The sequence below is a fragment of the Halanaerobium sp. DL-01 genome (genome assembly GCF_003338615.1).
Classification (GTDB): domain Bacteria; phylum Bacillota; class Halanaerobiia; order Halanaerobiales; family Halanaerobiaceae; genus QPJE01.
This window is the reverse complement of the sequence record NZ_QPJN01000009.1, coordinates 62,817-80,111: the sequence shown is the minus strand read 5'-3', so window position 1 is coordinate 80,111 and position 17,295 is coordinate 62,817. Positions and strand designations below refer to the sequence as shown.

Genomic DNA, 17,295 nt, shown 5'->3' with positions numbered 1-17,295 from the left:
TCTGTGATATTCAATTTTTTTGTTGTTGAGAACTAATTTTTAGATTTAAAAGCTTAGTTTAGATTGAATATGCTTAATGTTTTTGTGTTACAATCATATTTTATCTACTGAAAAAATGATGATCACTAAAATCAAGATTAATCTTTCCTCTTTCTTCTGTATATCTACTGGAAAGCAGCTCTATCTCTTCATGACATTTAGAACACAATGTACGGCTGCTATTAGTTTCTGCACCACAAACTCTACACTTCACTTCAGACACCTCCTTATATAAATTAAATTTGTGAATTGCTTCACTTTATTATCTATATTTATACTACTATAAGTTTTTATAAAAGTCAAGCAATTTAACCAATTTATTTAATTTTTGCTAGTATTCCATTAATAAAAGAAGGTGAATCATCATCTCCAAATTTTTTTGCTATCCTCACTGCTTCATTTATGGCAACTCCAATCGGTATATCATTTTTTATTTCATAGATGGCAATTCGCATAATATTTCTATCCACCACTGGCATTCTGTCCACCTTCCAGTCAATAGCATATTTATTAATATTTGCATCCAGTATTTCTATCTGTGAACTAATACCTTTTACCAGTTTAAAAGTATAATTTTCTTCCTCTACACCTTTTTTTCGCAGAAAGTTCCTGCAGTAATTTTCTACACTTTCTCTGTCGAATTTATTTTTAATATCAAGACCATAGAGAATCTGGAGAGCCCAGATTCTCTGGCTGTGGCGCGAGCTTTTTTTCATTTCCTGATTACCTCATTCCCAGTCTAAACTCTATTTAAATCTTTCTGGTATTATTTTATCGATTAGTGTTTTCATATCTTCTTCTATATTCCACCTGGAGCCAATTACATATCCCAACCCGGTAGTTATCACTAAAAGTAATGTTTTAAAAAAACCAATACTTAAAATTAAAATTCCTATTATAAAACCTATCACTGCACCTATTACTCTGCTCTGATTTTTAAAATAAAACTGGTACAGGTTATCATAAAAATCCTTTTTATCCATTTATCAACCACCTCATTCAGATGTGCTGGGAAATTTTTTTTTCTTTTTTACATCCTGAATCAAAATTTCTACTTTATTAACATCTATACCGACAGTTTCTTTAACATGTTCTTTTAAATCATTTTGTATTTCCTGACTGATATGCGGCAGATCTCCCGGCACAGTTAAATTTCCATTTAAGATAATATTAATTCCTTCTGGCATATCTTCTATTTCAATACTAATATCTTCAATTTTTCTATTTATCATAACTCTATCTCTAATAAGATTCTTCAGAGCAGAAATAGTGATACTTATATCTCCACTTTCAGAGCTAATAATTCTGGTTGACTTAATTTTTTTGCTTATAAAAAATGGGTAAAGCAGTAGTGAAGCTGCCAGAAATAGTATCAAAGTTACAATACCTGCTTCCCAGCTTCCATAAAGAGCAGCAAAAAAATCAGGTACAGCTGATTGAGATAGGAGTCCAAAAAAGTAAAGTGAGACAGTTATAGAAACTGCCATAACTATTAATGCCAGTAAAAATGAAATCAAATTATTAATTATCTTCATCTGATAACCTCCAGTCTATTTCAAATCTGGAATACTATTCCTTTTCAACTTCTTCTTCAACCTCTTCTACTTCAACCTCTTCTACCTGATCTTCTTCCTCATCCGGAAAGTTAACACCCTGTACATGTACATTAACTGATTTAACATCCAGTCCTGTCATTCCTTCAATCGCCTGTTTTACATTATTCTGAATTTCCCAGGCTACTTCTGGAATAGAATTACCATATTCGATAATAACAAAAATATCCACTTCCACAGTTTCTTCAGTTACTTCTACTTTTACACCTTTGCTTAAATTTTTCCGTCCCAGAAGATCTGCTATACTGCCTGCAATACCACCACTCATCCCAACTACACCTTCTACTTCTGTAGCAGCAAGACCTGTAATAATGCTTACAACTTCATCGGCAATTTTTATTTTCCCTTTTTCTTCATAATTTTTCTTATTCTCTGTCATTTTATTACCTCCTTTTATTTTGATAAAACTTAACCCTTTAAACTATCCCTTAATAGCATCAATAAGTGATTTTTTGTCCTTATATTCACCAACAATTATGGCTCCCACCTTTTCTCCATTTTCATCTTCTATAACCTTAACATATATGTCATTATCCAAAATAATTTCTTCCCTGTAATCTCCTCCTTTATTCAATTCTCCAATTGAAACCACATCAATGCCGGCTATTTTTAGAGAGTGAGAAGGAATAAAACCATTAAATTCTGCTTTCTGCCCTGTCATAATCTTTCCCGCCACCTTTCCTTCTTCCATTGAAGGTGGCCAAATTCCATAAACTCTACCTTGATATTCTGCTGCATCTCCAGCTGCAAATACAGAGTCCACATTTGTTTTCATTTTGCTGTCCACCACAATACCTCTGTTTGTTTCAATCGGAGTATCTGCTACCAGATCTATATTAGACCGTACACCTGTGGAAAGAAGTACAAGGTCAGTATCAATAGTACTGCCATCTTCTAATTTGACTGTTTCTACTTTATCACTGCCGATAAATTCTTCTGTTGATGCTTCTATCATAATTTCTATATTTTTGTCCTCCAGTTTTTTCTGCAGCAGTTTTCCACCCTTTTCGTCAAGCTGTTGTGATAAGAGATAGGGGGATTTCTCCAGGACATACGGTTTTAGTCCTGCTTTAGCAAAATTGTAGGCTGATTCCAGTCCCAGCAGTCCTCCACCAACTACAACAGCTGTTGAACAATTTTTTACTTTAGAGTAAATTTCCTCTGCATCTTTACCATTCCGCAGTGTAAATACATTTTTGAGTTTACATCCTTTTATAGGTGGTACAAAAGAATGTGCACCATTTGCCAGCAGCAGTTTATCATAATAATATGTTTTTGCTTTATCGCTTTCTACAAATTTTACCGATGTATCTATACTGAGTATTTTTTCTTCCAGATGCAGTTCAATATCATTATTTTCAAACCACGACTTATCATTTATAATTATATCGTCCACATCGACTTCTCCAGACAAACACTCTATCAGTCTGGGACGGTAATAAAATGGAAAAGGTTCTTCTGTAAAAACTACAATTTCATCTTTTCCGTCTCTTACCTTTATCATCTCTTTGATAGCTGATGTTCCCGCTACACCAGCACCAACTACTAAATATCTCATTATATGCCTCCTCTTTAAATTAAAGTTATCTCTTTAATACTCGCTCCTCACATTAGTAAAACAGACCAACTATTATTTTGAATTTCTTTCACTACTTTTCTCATCTTTGTAATGAACTACTTATCTATTAATTTTTAAAACAAAAATCAATAGATAAATATTTTTAGATTTCTCAATTTGTTCAGCTATTAACCCGCTCTATATATTCATCAGTTCTGCTGTCTATCTTAATTGTATCACCTTCATTAATAAATAAAGGTACCTGTACTACAAGACCTGTTTCCATTGTTGCTGGTTTACTTCCACCTGATACGGTATTTCCCTTTATACCAGGCTGAGTTTTTTCTACTTTCAACTCTACAAAGGTAGGAAGATCAATATCTATGGGACGCCCCTGATATATAGATATATCAAGCTCCATATTTTCTTTTAGATATTTAATTTTATCTCCCAGCTGTTCCTGATTGAGGTGGAATTGCTCATAGGTATCATTATCCATAAATATATAATCACTGCCATCCCAGTACAAAAACTGCATTTTCTTTTTTTCTACATGGGCGGTCTCTACTTTTTCTCCTGCTTTAAAAGTTTTATTTATTATATATCCTTCTTCCACATTGCGCAGTTTAGTTCTGACAAAAGCACTACCTCTGCCTGATTTTGAGTGCTGAAATTCAACAACCTGATATACTTCACCATCCAATTCTATAGTTAATCCTGTATTAAAATCATTTGTTGAGATCACTATATACACCTCCATAAAAATATACTGTATTTAATTCTACACTGCATTTCAATTATAGCAGAAATATCTTTTATAGACAAATCACAATATTTTTCTTATTTTCTTATAATATAATCAGTTCTTTGGGAGCAGAGTTTAAAACCTGACAACCATCTTCTTTTATCAGCAGATCATCCTCTATTCGTACTCCACCCAGTCCGCTGACATATATCCCTGGCTCATCAGTTACAATCATACCTTCTTTGAGTACATCATTAGAGCTGTAAGAAAGCCTGGGAGCTTCATGAATCTGAAGACCTACACCATGTCCAAGTCCATGCCCAAAATTATCTCCATAACCTGAATTTTTAATAAAATCTCTGGCAATACTATCAGCTTCAACAGCTGTCATGCCTGCTTTAATTTCTTCAATCACTTTTTTTTGAGCTGTAAAAACCAGATCATAAATTTCTTTTAATTTTTCATCAGGTTCACCAAGAGCTACTGTGCGTGTTATATCAGAATGATAACCTCTGTAGACTGTACCAAAATCCATTGTTATCAAATCACCCACTTCCAGCTTTTTATCTGCTGCAACTCCATGTGGCAATGCACCTCTTTTACCTGATGCTACTATAAAATCAAAGGCATTTGCTTCTCCTCCACCTTTTTTCATGCTGAATTCCAGCTCAAGTGATACTTCTTTTTCAGTAATTCCCGGTCTAATGAAATTTAAAATATGAAAAAAAGCTCTATCAGAAATTTCAACTGCCTTTTTAATAAGCTCAACTTCTGATGCTTCCTTTATAGTTCTAAGTTTTTCAACAATATTTTTCTGGGGAATCAGCTTTCCAATAGGAAATTTTTCTCTGTATTCCTGAAATTCGCTGTAAGTAGTGTGCTCTGACTCAAAAGCAAGTTCATCCACATCAGATTTTTTCAGCAGTTTACCAATCCCTTCCACAACTCTGCTGTTAATCACTTCTATTCTGCAGGCTTCTGTCTGCGCTTCCGCCTGCTCTGTATAGCGAGAATCTGTAATAAATATATTATCATTTTTAGTAATCAAAAGTCGTCCAGCTGTACCCGTAAAACCTGTTAAATATCTCACATTTTTTCTGGATGTTATAAAAAAAGCTTCTATTTCTTTTTCTTTCATTTTAGAACGCAGTTTATTTATTCTCTTTTCCATTTAATATTTCTCCTCTCTGAGCAGTTCATTCATTGCTTGTAAAGCTAAAAAATAACCTCTGACACCGAGGCCAGCAATCTGACCAACTGCAGCTGAGGCAGTTATAGATTTATGCCTGTAGTCCTCCCTGCGATAAATATTGCTGATATGTACTTCTATTACAGGAAGCCTCAGGGCAATAAGTGTATCTTTCAGCACTACACTGGTATGTGTTAGTCCGGCTGGATTTATAATAACACCTGCTGAATCATCAATCAAACCCTGCAGATAATCAACTATTTCTCCTTCATGATTGCTCTGAAATATATCTACTTCAAGCTCCAGCTCTTCTGCTTTCTGTTTTATTTGTTTATTCATTTCATTATAATTTGTTGTCCCATAAACTTCCGGTTCTCTAACTCCCAGAAGATTAATATTTGGTCCGTGAACTACTGCCACTTTCTGCATAGATATTCCTCCATATATTTTTTTATTTTTTCCTGACCAATATCAAAGGTAACAAACGGATTCCCAATTCCATTTAAAAGTATCCAGGGTTGTCTGCTGTCCACAATTTTTTTGTCATGTGTAAGATAATCTGCAAGTTCTTCTACTTCTATATCTTTAGAGGGAAATAGTTTGAAATTAAAATAACTTATGAGTTCTATAATATCTTCAAACTCTTTTTGGCTGAGTTCAGCTTCTCTAGTAGAAATATAGGCGGTAAAAGCCAGCCCAACTGCAACTGCTTCTCCATGACTCATCTCAAAATTTTCTGCTGCTTCTACAGCATGACCGAAGGTATGACCTAGATTTAACATTCTCCTCAAACCCTGATCTTTAATATCTTCAGAGACAAAGTGATTTTTAAGCTTTAATGCCTTTTTTGATATTTTCAGCATAAAGTCATCATCAAGATCCAGCAGTTCTTCTCTATTTGCTTTGACAAGCTGATAAAATTCTCCTCCTGCCAGCAGAGCATATTTTATTATCTCTCCTGTACCTGACCTGCGGTCTCTATCCTCAAGTGTTGACAGCCATTTTAACGAATAATAGACCATTTCTGGCTGATAGAATGTACCGATTAAATTTTTGGTATTTCTAAAATTAACAGCTGTTTTTCCTCCAACACTGCTATCAAGCTGAGAGATAATAGTTGTCGGCAGCTGTATTAATTTAAGACCTCTCAGATATGTGGAAGCAATTAAAGCCCCCAGATCACCAATTGTTCCACCACCAAATACTATTACATAATCACTTCTACTGAAATTATTATCATAAAGAATGTTATATGCTTTTTCTAAATTTTTTAGATCTTTTACATGTTCTCCACCTTTTAAAAAGAATTCAGAAACACTGCTGGCTGATCTATTGAACTGTTCCAGTATTTTTTCACCGTGGAGATTAATAACCTTTATATCTGCTGCCAGAAATACTTTCCTATCTTTAATTTTCTTTAAAATAGTATTAAATGAATTAAAGCTGAAATCACTGCTTATCAGCACAGGATAGCTGTTTTTCTTTTCACTGAGATGGATCTCAACTTTTTCTATTTTAAGTTTTTTAATTATAATTTCTGCCACCTCTTCTGCTGAATATTTTTTTGTATTTATATGTACCGGTAATTCCTGATATGATCTTTCTCTTTTTTTCATTAAATCATTTATATCTCCTGGTAAATCTATATTCTTTAAAAGTGGGCGCTTTTCTGATCTATCTGCAGTTCTTTTCAAAACCTCTTCTGCTGTCAGATCAAGACAGAAAATCTCTGTGCTGTTAATCAATTTATCTCTTAAGGTTTTATCCAGTACTGCACCACCGCCTACTGACATCACAAAATCTTCCTCTTTATCAAGCAGGTTCAAAATTATTTCTTTTTCCAATTTGCGAAAATAATCTTCACCTTTCTGGGCAAAAATATTTTCTACTGACATGCCGCTCTGTTTCTCAATTTCCTTATCACTATCATAAAATTTAAATCCTGTTTTAGCAGCAAGTATCCTTCCTGTAGTTGTCTTTCCGGCTGCCATAAATCCGGCTAATACTATTATCAAAATGATACCTCCCTCTATATCTTTAATATATGCAAACTGCCGCATCGAACTACCAGATTACATTAAAATATATTTTAGTCATTTTAGAGCTGCAAAAGGGGTATACAGAAATATTGAAATTTTTAGATTTATTAAAAAGAAAATTCAGGGTTTCCCCTGAATTATACTTCTATAAAACTGATAAATATCCTCTATTACTGTTTTTGCAGCAGTTCTTTTATTTCTTTTTCTGTTAAATCAATAAATTCTTTCTTGTTATTTTTTGTTTTTTCACTCTCTTTTTTATTTTTATATTTCTTTATTATTGTTTCTGCTTTTGATGCAGAAAAACCGCCTTGTTTATCTTTATTAATTTCCTCTTTTTTATTGGTTTTATTGACATCTACTATTTTTTTTGTTTCTATAATTTTCGGAGTAATAAATATCATAAGCTCTGTGTGCATTTCTGATTTTTCTTCAGAACTAAATAATTTTCCCAATACAGGAATATCAGAAATTACCGGTATATCTATTTTGTTTTTAACAATGTTTTCTTTAATAAGCCCACCAATAGCAAATGTCTGCCCATCTTCAAGTATTACTGTTGTTTCTGCTTTGCGAGAATTAACAGCAGGCAGTCCCTCACTAAGCGTCTGTCCAATGCTGTTGACAGCCGGCTGTATATTGAGCATTATCTGTTTTTTGTTAATTATTCTGGGCAAAAATTCAAGTATTATACCTGCATCTATGTATTCTATTGTGGAGACAGTTTTATCTGATTCTACCCTCTCCAATTTAACAGGTATTTGATCTCCAATCAAAAGTTTGGCTTTTTTTCTATCTACTGTCATCAGAGACGGGTTTGCTAAAAGAGTGGCTGCCCCTTTTTCTTCCAGCATCTTTAAAGTTTCCGGCCAGCTTAATTCTAATTTTTCAATCTTTTCATTTTTATCTTTAATAATATTTAGTTTTGTCAGCTGATCGGGCTGTACTCCCAGCTCCTTTATTTTATTTCTGCTTATTTCTTCTACACGAGCTGTTATAAGAACCTGTTTTAGAGGAATATCTATCTCTTTAATAATCTTCCCGCATCTTTTTACTGCAAAATCGCTGCCTCTCATCAATATTCTTCCGTTTCTCAGTTCATAAAATTCTATCTGTTCAAACTGCTTTTTAAGCAGTTCTGCTGCATTTTCTGCAGTTATATATTTTAAAGTAAATATTTTTTCGACAGCAGTATTTTCTTTTTCTCTTATTTTATCTTCTGTACTAATAAATATCGTATTGTATGCTGTAGAATAATCCAGATCAAAGCTGCCTACAATCATTGTCAGCGCATCTTTAAAACTAACATCTTTAAGCTGCAGAGTAATAGTTCCTTTCACTGACTTATCACATATAAGATTTATATCAGCCAGATCTGCCAGCATCATAAAAGCTGTTTCTAATTCTACATCTCTCAAATTTAAATCTATTTTTTTGTTAAAATTATCAGGAGCAGATTCTGCTGGTATAATAATCAGAACCTGCAGGAATACTGTAATCAATATTATTATAATATATTTCCATATTAAATCAGCCGTCATTTTTGATGCCTCCAGATAAATATTTCATGTTTGTAATCTTGATATTCAATTTCAATACTGCTGTCTTTTATTTTTGTTATCAAAAAATAGTCTATCTTTTCATTGGCTTTTTTAACTTCAGTTCTGTCTTTATAAGATATAACAGCATATCTTTTATCCTTATCTCCAATTATTCCTTTTAAAACAAAAGGAATTTCTATAATCTTTTTTCTGGTATTTTTATTTTCATTTTCAATTTTATTTGTTTCTTCTGTGGATCTGTTCTGTTCTGTATTGTTTTTATCTTCTTTAATTTTTTCTTCTGCATAATTTTTATTATAATTTTCTTTTTTACTTTTTTCTGTATCTGAATCTTTAAAAAATGGATCTTTTTCATTGTGGAATGTATAGATAGCTTTTCTTAAAACTGCTTTTTCTTCTGTTTTATTATTAGTATTTTTAATATTAGCTCTGCTGCTTTTATCTTTTTCTTTTAAATCTTCTGAATCTAAAAAGTTTTTATCTGTATCTAGTTCTGAAGCAGTACTGGTATTCATATTTTCAGTTTTATCTCTGGACTTTCTGCTAATTTTCAAATTATTTTCTGGTGGTTTTTCCTGTATTAAATATTTTTCGCTATTCGAAAAATTACTGTAAAACAGATATGTTACTAAAATGAAAATCAAAATTGTAATTGAAATTATAAGTTTTTTATTTTTCATCAGACATCAGCTCTAAATATTCCAGCTGCAGATATATGTAAAGCGAATTTTTACCTTTTTTTAATTTAACTTTCTTACACTGTAGATTATCTTTTTGTTTTTCTATTTTATGAAGAAATCTAAGTATACTATTAAAATTACCGCGCAAATTTAAAATCAGCAATTTCTTATCAGAATCATAGGATATTAACTCCAGGTTGTTGTCTTCCAGCAGTTTTAGTATTTCATTTAAGTAATCTGCCCTGCTCTGAGCTGGAGTGTTATTTTGATTGTTTTTGCTATTATGTGATTTGCTGTTTTTAATTTTTTCTTTATATTTTGTTAAAATTATTTTTTCTTTTGTTAATTTTTTCTCAAAATGTATTTTTTTAGCATAGCTTTCTTTAAAATTAAATATCATTATAATAAGAAATGCAAAAAGAGCTGCTATCAGAATATAAATCAGATATGTTTTTGTTTTCGTATTATTTCCTTTCATTCAATGCAGCCTCCAGTGTAAACTGATAGCTGGTATATTTGTTAATTTTCTTGAGTTTTACACTTTTTATCATAGTGTTTGATTTTAACTGTTTTGTGTAGTTTAATATTTCCATTCTATTAACTGTTTTTCCCTGTATTTCAATTAATTTTGAGTCAACCAGCAGATAATCAAAACTCATCTTTTCCGGTATATTTATTATACTTTCGATAATATCACTTTTATCTAAGGCTTCTCCTTTTTTTATAGATGTTTTCTTGTTATTTTTTAACATATAGCTGTATTTATTTTTTAATGTGGAAACATGAGAAATTTGATTTTTTAAATTATCAACTCTATTTGCTATTATGTAATTAAAGATAAATACTGCGGCTGTTAAAATAACGAGCAATAGCACAACTACTTTTGTTATTATATCATGATAAGATATTTCTCTGCTCTTTAAAAGAACTACCATTCATTTACCCCCCAGAGCAGTGATGCCAAAAATATAAACTCATCTTTATCAATATTTTTGAATTTCCCTAAATTAAAAAGCTCAGGGCCTCCTTCAATTACTGCCATATCAGTATTTTTTTTGTTCAAATAATATTTTCTAATTTTTTTGATTTCGCGTTCTATATTTTCTTCTTTAATCTGTGAATGAAGCAAATCAAGGGTATTTTTATAATCTGCAGTAATTGTATAACTGCATCCGATTTTATAATAAAATATGTAATTATTCTGCTTTATAAATTTTTTGTTTAGTGAATATAGAGCTGTCGGAAGTGCTGTTACCAAATAATTATTTGGATATTTATCTAGATTTTTTGTCAGACTATCTATATATTCTTTTTCCACTGCCAGCAGTTTCAAATTTAAATTGTTTTTATTTTCTGGATCAGCAAAATGAATTGAATCATAATAATAATCATTTATTAAATCGATATTGTTCTTATTATACTTTTCATAAAATGATTTTTCAGCTACTTTTATGTCTTCATTTTCTTTCTTTTTAATAATATGAGATGAAAGATAAATCTTTTCCGCAGGTATTAAAATTACATGCCGGCAGTTTAAGTTCAATATCTTTAACTTTTCTAAAGAATTAATATTTTTTATTCCTTCTATTGAAGTTATTTTTTTATCATCATACTTTGCAGTCAAATACTTAATATCATCATTCATAGGAATTATAATCGATATATTTTTTTTAAACATTTCTATCACCTCTAGTTATTTTTTTATCGATTATTTTAAGGTTCTTTTTATTAATTACCATAGTAAGCTGACAGCAGTTTTTAGTATTGTTTCTGCATTTAAATATATATACTTCTTCTCCATTTAAATTATCACTATCAAAACTGCAGTCCAGACTAATATTTTTATCAACTGTTAAACTGAAATTTTTTTGAATTTCTAAATCATTTTCAAGTAGATATAATATGTATTCACCTCCTCCTTCAGCTGCCTGTATTTCGCGGGCAGATATATCTTTATTTTTACTCAGCTGATAATTTATATAATTATTCTGTGCCAGAACTGGAATAAATATTCCCAGAAGAGAAATGATTAGCATATTAAAAATCAATATATATCCATACTGCCTGTGCAAATTAATCACCCTGCTCTTATTTAAAGTATTATTAAAAAACAGAAGCTATTTTTTTATATGTATATTTTCTATTTTTATCTCTGTATTCAATTTCTATTAATACCAGCTCTTTATTACTTAATTTTTTAAATTTTACTTCTTCAATATTATCAATTATTGATGTTACACGAGAATAATCCCTGTTTTCTATACTGGCTGAACCCTGGCTCTGGCCCAGTTTTTTTATACCTTCGCTCTGATATATATAAAATTTAAGCCACCTTTTTTCTCCATCAATATATGTATATACTTCCAGTGTGTTTTTATCCGGTATATCTACTATTTCTGCCATTTTTATTTTTGTAAATATGTAGTCTACTGCTAAATGACCGTCCATCTGATGGCCCAGCCTTTTATTTAGGAGATTATGATCTCTGTAGATCAGTGAAATAATCTGCAGAAATGAAATCGTTAAAACAGCAGTAATAGTTAATGCCAACAGTATTTCTAGAAGAGTAAAACCTTTATTATTACCAAATTTTAATCCATTATTATTTTCCATATATCAGCCCCCTTCGTTTCTGAGCAGAGTTATAAGGTGATACTTTTTTTCTTTGTTTTTACACCTGTAATTTACAGTAATCTTAAGTTTATAAAGTCCGCTGTAAATTCTGCCATCTGCTCTATAAGGAGTCACTTTTAATGAAGCGGCATCAATATCTTTTTCCAGTCCTGCTTCTTCCAAAATTTTTATATTTCTTACAGCAGATAATTTGTTATCACCGGTGTATTTTTGTAAATCAATTTTTTCTTTTCTTAAAGTTTCAATCACTGACTCAGCAAAATTAACCGCACTGTTTTTGTTTTCTAAAAATGTCTGTACATTAAGTCCTGTTTTTATAGTTCTACTGAAAACAGTCATTACAATTCCAGCAAGTGAAATTGAAATTATTACCTCCAGCAGACTAAATCCTCTACTATTTTTCACTTCTAACCCTCCCCAGCTGATTTACTGTCAGCGAATATATTTCTCCTCCTGGATAAGAAAGCCCTATAGTACCTCCTCTGGCCATACCTGAACCCATAAATCTTATCCATTCATAATATTCATCTTCTATCAGCTGCAAATTTATAGTTTTATATAAGAGGAGCTCAGCTGAATAATATCCTCTTCTCTTTATGATTTTCTGATCATTTTCTTCAGTATAAAAATAATATGGTATTTTATCTCCATTAGAAATGGTGTATATTCTAAAAACATATTTTTTATTTTTTAAAATAGCTTCAGCTCTGGCCCATCTTAAATCTGCTTTTAGCACAGATATTGTTCTTTTTAGCTCATAATTTTCTCTGCTTTCTTTTAGATTCGGAATAAAAATGCTGACAGTTCCGATAATTATAATTACCAGCATAACTTCTAAAAGTGTAAAACCGCTGTTTTTATTTAGTTTATTTTTTATCATTATTTTATTTACTTAAATTGCTGGTGCAGTTTCTGCTGGCCCTGCTACACTAGCTTCTTCTGTAGAAGTATAGTAAAATTTGCTGTCTTCTGTTTCATAATAAACCAGATATTTATCGGCTCCAGATGATTCTGAAGCACTGTCTGTCTGATACTGATAATTTTCTGCACTTTTCTTTAATTTCAAATCATCCAGATCTTCAGCAACAGCCGAGAGGGAAGATGCAGTAGATTGGACAGGATAAGATTCATTATCAAGATAATATAATTCCAGACTATGCATAATATTGTGCAGATCGCTTTTTACCACAGCTAGATCTGCCCTTTTTTTAACACCTGTTAATCCAGGCACAGCAATACTGACAAGAATACCCAGCACAACAATTACAATTAATAGTTCAATCAGAGTAAAACCATTTTCTTTTTTTATCAATTTTATTCCATCCTTTCTTTTACATGAGTTTCTCCAAAATTAATTTTAGAACTATAAAAGAAATTTCGTTAAGATTCATATACTGAAAAATTCAATATTACTTCAACTTTTTTACAGCGTAGTTTGAAAAGCAGTAAACTTTAAATTTTTTACTATTGACTGCTAAATAAAATGATTAAAAAACATAGGAATTAAATAATCAAATAAAGCTGAAACATTGGCATAATTACTGCAGCTGATATAAGCCCAACACAGACTGCAGTAATAAATATAAGTGATGGTTCTAGATATTGTAATAAACCTTCAGTTTTTTTGCTTAAGAGTTCATAATAATAATCACCTGCCTTTTCCATCATATATTCTAAATTTCCGGTTTCTGCCCCCACTGCACTGAAATAATAAAATATATCGGGTATTAAACTGCTTTTTGCAAATATTTTAACAGGAGAAACTCCCTGTGAAATTTCTGCACTGCTTTTATGCAGAAACTCTCTATAAGCCTTGTTGTCTGTCATATCTGCAGCCATTTTTAATGTCTCAACCAGGCCAATACCACTGCCTAAAATAACTGCCATATAGGATGATAAACGAGCTATTATAGAAATTTTATAAATTTCTCCGATAATCGGTATTTTTAACAGATAAATTTTAAGTATATCTTCTGTTTTTTTGTCTGCAGTTAGCAAAATTAGCAGAATAATAATCAGGAATATAAGCAGCAGAATAATTAAAATATTGCCTTCCAGTAAGTCTGCAGTTTTAAGCATTATCTCTGTCAGCAGGGGAAGTTCTCCTTCAAACTCGGAAAATATATCAGAAAAAACCGGTAAAATATATGTCATCAAAAAAACCGCTGCTGTAAAAACAGTTATTAATACAGTTACAGGATAAAAACTGCTCTTTTTAATTTCTGATTTTAGTTTTTCCTGTCTTATATAGTAATTTTCTAAATTATGAAATACTTCTGCCAAACTGGCTGTTTTTTCACCAATTTTAACTATTTTTAGGTAAAAATTTGGAAAATTAAAGCTGGAACTCTGCAGAGAGATATTCAGTGACGACCCTGCCTCAACATTTTTGAGTATTTCATTGATTATCTTTTTTTCTTTATTGTTTTTAAACTGCTTTTTTAAAGCAAGTAAAGCTCTCCTGAGGTCAAGACCTGAATCAAGCAGAATATACATCTGTCCAGAAAAAAGCTTTAAATTAAATTTTTGTTTGAACAAATTTTTCAGATTCATTATTAACATCCTTTGGCTGCAATTACACGCATTAATTCCTGTCGAGAAGTTTTTCCATCTGCTAAAATATCCACACTGCTTTCTAATAATGTCTCCATACCATTAAGTTCTGCAGCTTGCTGAATAGCTGCTTCTGAAGCATTATTATTTATCAGTTTTCTTATCTTTTTATCAACTATTAATATTTCTGCTGCTGCAGTTCTACCTGTATAACCACTGCCTCCACATTCTGAACATCCTTTTTTTCTGTATATAATCTTTTTTTTTAAATGTGGAAATTTTTCACTCAACTTATCATCAACTTTATCTTTTATTTTACAGGCAGAACACAAAGTTCTTAACAGCCTCTGAGAAATAACTGCTGAAAGAGCTGTAGAAATTAAATAAGCAGGAATGCCAATATCAAGCAGCCTTTTTACTGCAGCAGCAGAATTAATTGTATGTATAGTACTGAAAACAAGATGCCCTGTTACAGCAGCCCGAACAGCTATTTCTGCACTTTCCTGATCTCTTATCTCCCCAATCATAATTATATCCGGATCCTGCCTCAAAAGAGATCTTAAAGCTATGTGGAATGTCATACCTCTTTTTTTATTTACCTCTATTTGATTTAAATTCTTCAACCTGTATTCAACAGGATCTTCAACTGTCATTATATTAATCCCTTCAGCTGTCAGTGCTCTAAGCATGGTAAATAATGTGGTGGTTTTTCCACTACCGGTTGGACCTGCAAAAAGAACAATACCTGATCCTATCTGTAATATTTTTTTCAGCTGCTTAATCTTTTTATTATTAAATCCAAGTTTTGAAAAAGACAGAAGTGAAAGGTCTTTGGATAAAAGACGCAAAACAGCTTTTTCTCCATATATAGTGGGGATTACTGAAATTCTTAAATCATAATTCATATTGTCAATAGGAATCTCTAATCGACCGTCCTGAGGGAGATGTCTTACAGTTATATCCATTCCAGAGATCACTTTTATGCGCGAAATCACTGCAGCAGCAATTTCTAATGGCAGCTCATAGTATTTTTTTAACATTCCATCTATTCTATATCGTATTTGAAATATATTTTCCTGTGGTTCAAGGTGAATGTCACTTGCCTTTAATGCAGCAGCTTCTTTTAAAATTCGATCCACAAGTTTTACAACAGGTGTATCTTTTATCATTTCTTTTAACTGTTCTATATCTGGATCACGGATATTTTTCATGCTGCCAAATTGATTTATAAGTTCAGATTGATCTATACTGAAATAATTTCCATATATTTTTTCTTTCATTTTTTTATAATTTTCTTCTGAAACTAAAACCTCTTCGATCCAGAAGTCGGTCAAATACTTCAGATTTTCTCTGATCTTTAAATCCAGTGGGATTGTCACAGCTAAATAAAGGGTGTCATCTTTTTTATTTAAAGGCAGTACTCCGTATTTTTCTGACATTTCTAAAGAAATATATTCTGAACAGTTTTTTTCAGGTTTGAATTTCTCACTGCTGTAAAGATATATATCAAAATAATTTGCTGTCAGCATCAGCAGTTCTTTTTCTTCTAAAAATTTATTCTTTTTAATAAAATCAATAATTTCTTCAGGATCATTATAATTTTTATCTTTTATTTTTAAATAATTTTTCTTTTTCATGTCTGAACTCTGGTACAGAAATTCCAGAAATTTCTTCATATAATATTACCTCCTCAGTAAATTTATGGAACTATTATTTATATTATTCTTCCTGTATATGGAAATTCCTGCAAATAAATCAATATTTTTTAAATTGCATAATTGGTAATATCTTCAATTTTATTGATATAACAGTAAAAATGGGCATAAAAAAACTCCCCAAAAAATTTGGGGAGTCTGCTAAATTATTAAGTTTTTAAGTTTTATTCCACTACTAGAATTTGTATGCTACAGCTAAAGTAAATTTGCTGTATTCTACATCAAACTCAAAATCTTCTATTGTAGAATTATTTTCATATTCACCTTCAACTTTACCATTATTTACTGAATACATCAATTCCAGAGCTGTATTTTCACTTATATTTACTCCTGCACCCAGACCATAATATAAACCGCCCTTTTCATCGATATCGTCAGCATAGCCAGCACCTTCTAAAGCATTTAACATGTCTATATCAAAAAAATTATAGCCTAAATGGCCAAATAAGTAGGGCCTGTATTTATTTTCAGCTGCAAAGTTATATTTTGCTGCTCCATAAACAGGTATAAAATTCCAGTCAGCCAGTCCAAGTACCGCACTATCCAACCCATATAAATCAACTTCTGTTCCATTTTCTTTTAATTCAGTGACTTCAGTCATATTTCTATCTAAATAATAAGAAACTCCAAAACCTAATTCCCATTTTTCATTATATGGTCTAAAATATTCAAAACCCAGACTAATCTGATCTTCTACATCTGCTTCTCCAGAAATTGATCCAATACGATCACTGCTGTAATCACCATCAGCTTCTGCTCCACCAGGAAAATCAAGCTGCAGTTTAAAAACTGGATATCCCTCTGCTGCTGCCAGACCACTAACTAAAAACATCATTAAAACTAAAACCCCTATAATATACACTTTTTTCATACTAATTTCCCCCTTCTCCTTGCAGGATAATTTTTAATTCCCTAGAAATATATATTAGTATAGCATTTTCCGAATAATATTAATATTACCCATAAGT

The 17,295-nt window shown here is 31.3% G+C and carries 23 protein-coding genes; all 23 read right to left on the bottom strand.

The features are described from left to right. Nucleotides 1–100: 100 nt before the first annotated feature. Nucleotides 101–253 carry a hypothetical protein gene (locus DER71_RS11920; protein ID WP_158531697.1) on the bottom strand — a complete coding sequence of 51 codons (153 nt, stop codon included), beginning with the start codon at nt 251–253 and terminating at the stop codon, nt 101–103. A 103-nt stretch (nt 254–356) separates the two neighbouring features. Continuing rightward, nucleotides 357–755: a transcription antitermination factor NusB gene (gene nusB, locus DER71_RS04990; protein ID WP_114457284.1), complete on the bottom strand. Its 399-nt coding sequence runs from the start codon at nt 753–755 to the stop codon at nt 357–359. A gap of 30 nt (nt 756–785) precedes the next feature. Further along, on the bottom strand, nt 786–1,022 hold the full coding sequence (locus DER71_RS04985; RefSeq protein ID WP_114457283.1) for a DUF2273 domain-containing protein: 237 nt from the start codon (nt 1,020–1,022) through the stop codon (nt 786–788). Between the two features lie 12 nt (nt 1,023–1,034). Then, nucleotides 1,035–1,574: an alkaline shock response membrane anchor protein AmaP gene (gene amaP / locus DER71_RS04980; RefSeq protein WP_114457282.1), complete on the bottom strand. Its 540-nt coding sequence runs from the start codon at nt 1,572–1,574 to the stop codon at nt 1,035–1,037. 34 nt (nt 1,575–1,608) lie between these two features. Beyond that, nucleotides 1,609–2,031 (bottom strand): Asp23/Gls24 family envelope stress response protein, encoded by a 423-nt coding sequence (locus DER71_RS04975; protein ID WP_114474373.1) that lies wholly within the window; start codon nt 2,029–2,031, stop codon nt 1,609–1,611. A 42-nt stretch (nt 2,032–2,073) separates the two neighbouring features. Continuing rightward, nucleotides 2,074–3,210 carry an NAD(P)/FAD-dependent oxidoreductase gene (locus DER71_RS04970; protein ID WP_114474372.1) on the bottom strand — a complete coding sequence of 379 codons (1,137 nt, stop codon included), beginning with the start codon at nt 3,208–3,210 and terminating at the stop codon, nt 2,074–2,076. Nucleotides 3,211–3,391: 181 nt separating this feature from the next. Continuing rightward, the gene (gene efp, locus DER71_RS04965; RefSeq protein ID WP_114457279.1) at nt 3,392–3,955 is read right to left on the bottom strand and encodes an elongation factor P; all 564 of its coding nucleotides are present in this window, start codon (nt 3,953–3,955) and stop codon (nt 3,392–3,394) included. 103 nt (nt 3,956–4,058) lie between these two features. Beyond that, on the bottom strand, nt 4,059–5,126 hold the full coding sequence (locus DER71_RS04960; protein WP_114474371.1) for a Xaa-Pro peptidase family protein: 1,068 nt from the start codon (nt 5,124–5,126) through the stop codon (nt 4,059–4,061). Continuing rightward, a complete protein-coding gene (gene aroQ / locus DER71_RS04955) occupies nt 5,127–5,573 on the bottom strand; it encodes a type II 3-dehydroquinate dehydratase (RefSeq protein WP_114457277.1) in 447 nt (148 codons plus the stop codon). After that, nucleotides 5,555–7,159, bottom strand: coding sequence for a 3-dehydroquinate synthase (gene aroB / locus DER71_RS04950; RefSeq protein ID WP_114457276.1), 1,605 nt, complete (start codon nt 7,157–7,159; stop codon nt 5,555–5,557). The genes aroQ and aroB overlap by 19 nt, the downstream gene beginning before the upstream one ends. A gap of 194 nt (nt 7,160–7,353) precedes the next feature. Beyond that, nucleotides 7,354–8,724 (bottom strand): type II secretion system protein GspD, encoded by a 1,371-nt coding sequence (locus tag DER71_RS04945; protein WP_114457275.1) that lies wholly within the window; start codon nt 8,722–8,724, stop codon nt 7,354–7,356. Next, nucleotides 8,721–9,425 carry a hypothetical protein gene (locus DER71_RS04940; RefSeq protein WP_114457274.1) on the bottom strand — a complete coding sequence of 235 codons (705 nt, stop codon included), beginning with the start codon at nt 9,423–9,425 and terminating at the stop codon, nt 8,721–8,723. The genes DER71_RS04945 and DER71_RS04940 overlap by 4 nt, the downstream gene beginning before the upstream one ends. Next, nucleotides 9,415–9,903: a hypothetical protein gene (locus tag DER71_RS04935; protein ID WP_114457273.1), complete on the bottom strand. Its 489-nt coding sequence runs from the start codon at nt 9,901–9,903 to the stop codon at nt 9,415–9,417. The genes DER71_RS04940 and DER71_RS04935 overlap by 11 nt, the downstream gene beginning before the upstream one ends. Beyond that, complete coding sequence (locus DER71_RS04930) at nt 9,890–10,360, bottom strand: hypothetical protein (RefSeq protein WP_114457272.1); 471 nt, start codon at nt 10,358–10,360, stop codon at nt 9,890–9,892. Before DER71_RS04930 ends, DER71_RS04935 begins: the two co-directional genes overlap by 14 nt. After that, a complete protein-coding gene (locus tag DER71_RS04925) occupies nt 10,354–11,103 on the bottom strand; it encodes a hypothetical protein (RefSeq protein ID WP_114457271.1) in 750 nt (249 codons plus the stop codon). Before DER71_RS04925 ends, DER71_RS04930 begins: the two co-directional genes overlap by 7 nt. Beyond that, nucleotides 11,096–11,497, bottom strand: a complete 402-nt coding sequence (locus tag DER71_RS04920) for a hypothetical protein (protein WP_114457270.1) — start codon at nt 11,495–11,497, stop codon at nt 11,096–11,098. The genes DER71_RS04925 and DER71_RS04920 overlap by 8 nt, the downstream gene beginning before the upstream one ends. Before the next feature lie 31 nt (nt 11,498–11,528). Further along, on the bottom strand, nt 11,529–12,038 hold the full coding sequence (locus tag DER71_RS04915; protein WP_114457269.1) for a type II secretion system protein J: 510 nt from the start codon (nt 12,036–12,038) through the stop codon (nt 11,529–11,531). Nucleotides 12,039–12,041: 3 nt separating this feature from the next. Beyond that, nucleotides 12,042–12,464 (bottom strand): prepilin-type N-terminal cleavage/methylation domain-containing protein, encoded by a 423-nt coding sequence (locus DER71_RS04910; RefSeq protein WP_114457268.1) that lies wholly within the window; start codon nt 12,462–12,464, stop codon nt 12,042–12,044. Beyond that, nucleotides 12,454–12,939: a prepilin-type N-terminal cleavage/methylation domain-containing protein gene (locus DER71_RS04905; RefSeq protein ID WP_114457267.1), complete on the bottom strand. Its 486-nt coding sequence runs from the start codon at nt 12,937–12,939 to the stop codon at nt 12,454–12,456. Before DER71_RS04905 ends, DER71_RS04910 begins: the two co-directional genes overlap by 11 nt. 12 nt (nt 12,940–12,951) lie before the next feature. Continuing rightward, a complete protein-coding gene (locus DER71_RS04900) occupies nt 12,952–13,371 on the bottom strand; it encodes a type IV pilin protein (protein WP_114457266.1) in 420 nt (139 codons plus the stop codon). 191 nt (nt 13,372–13,562) lie between these two features. Beyond that, nucleotides 13,563–14,612: a type II secretion system F family protein gene (locus DER71_RS04895; protein WP_158531696.1), complete on the bottom strand. Its 1,050-nt coding sequence runs from the start codon at nt 14,610–14,612 to the stop codon at nt 13,563–13,565. 2 nt (nt 14,613–14,614) lie between these two features. Then, the gene (locus DER71_RS04890; RefSeq protein ID WP_114474370.1) at nt 14,615–16,288 is read right to left on the bottom strand and encodes a GspE/PulE family protein; all 1,674 of its coding nucleotides are present in this window, start codon (nt 16,286–16,288) and stop codon (nt 14,615–14,617) included. 214 nt (nt 16,289–16,502) lie between these two features. Further along, nucleotides 16,503–17,198, bottom strand: coding sequence for an outer membrane beta-barrel protein (locus tag DER71_RS04885; RefSeq protein WP_114474369.1), 696 nt, complete (start codon nt 17,196–17,198; stop codon nt 16,503–16,505). Between the last annotated feature and the right edge of the window lie 97 nt (nt 17,199–17,295).

Coding starts and splice junctions, on each gene's coding strand:
- DER71_RS04960 (WP_114474371.1), bottom strand. CDS start 5,126: ATGGAAAAGAGAATAAATAAACTGCGTTCTAAAATGAAAGAAAAAGAA.
- aroQ (WP_114457277.1), bottom strand. CDS start 5,573: ATGCAGAAAGTGGCAGTAGTTCACGGACCAAATATTAATCTTCTGGGA.
- DER71_RS04975 (WP_114474373.1), bottom strand. CDS start 2,031: ATGACAGAGAATAAGAAAAATTATGAAGAAAAAGGGAAAATAAAAATT.
- amaP (WP_114457282.1), bottom strand. CDS start 1,574: ATGAAGATAATTAATAATTTGATTTCATTTTTACTGGCATTAATAGTT.
- DER71_RS04930 (WP_114457272.1), bottom strand. CDS start 10,360: ATGGTAGTTCTTTTAAAGAGCAGAGAAATATCTTATCATGATATAATA.
- DER71_RS04940 (WP_114457274.1), bottom strand. CDS start 9,425: ATGAAAAATAAAAAACTTATAATTTCAATTACAATTTTGATTTTCATT.
- DER71_RS04895 (WP_158531696.1), bottom strand. CDS start 14,612: ATGAATCTGAAAAATTTGTTCAAACAAAAATTTAATTTAAAGCTTTTT.
- DER71_RS04935 (WP_114457273.1), bottom strand. CDS start 9,903: ATGAAAGGAAATAATACGAAAACAAAAACATATCTGATTTATATTCTG.
- DER71_RS04970 (WP_114474372.1), bottom strand. CDS start 3,210: ATGAGATATTTAGTAGTTGGTGCTGGTGTAGCGGGAACATCAGCTATC.
- nusB (WP_114457284.1), bottom strand. CDS start 755: ATGAAAAAAAGCTCGCGCCACAGCCAGAGAATCTGGGCTCTCCAGATT.
- DER71_RS04925 (WP_114457271.1), bottom strand. CDS start 11,103: ATGTTTAAAAAAAATATATCGATTATAATTCCTATGAATGATGATATT.
- DER71_RS04915 (WP_114457269.1), bottom strand. CDS start 12,038: ATGGAAAATAATAATGGATTAAAATTTGGTAATAATAAAGGTTTTACT.
- DER71_RS04985 (WP_114457283.1), bottom strand. CDS start 1,022: ATGGATAAAAAGGATTTTTATGATAACCTGTACCAGTTTTATTTTAAA.
- DER71_RS04945 (WP_114457275.1), bottom strand. CDS start 8,724: ATGACGGCTGATTTAATATGGAAATATATTATAATAATATTGATTACA.
- DER71_RS04905 (WP_114457267.1), bottom strand. CDS start 12,939: ATGATAAAAAATAAACTAAATAAAAACAGCGGTTTTACACTTTTAGAA.
- DER71_RS04890 (WP_114474370.1), bottom strand. CDS start 16,288: ATGAAGAAATTTCTGGAATTTCTGTACCAGAGTTCAGACATGAAAAAG.
- DER71_RS04885 (WP_114474369.1), bottom strand. CDS start 17,198: ATGAAAAAAGTGTATATTATAGGGGTTTTAGTTTTAATGATGTTTTTA.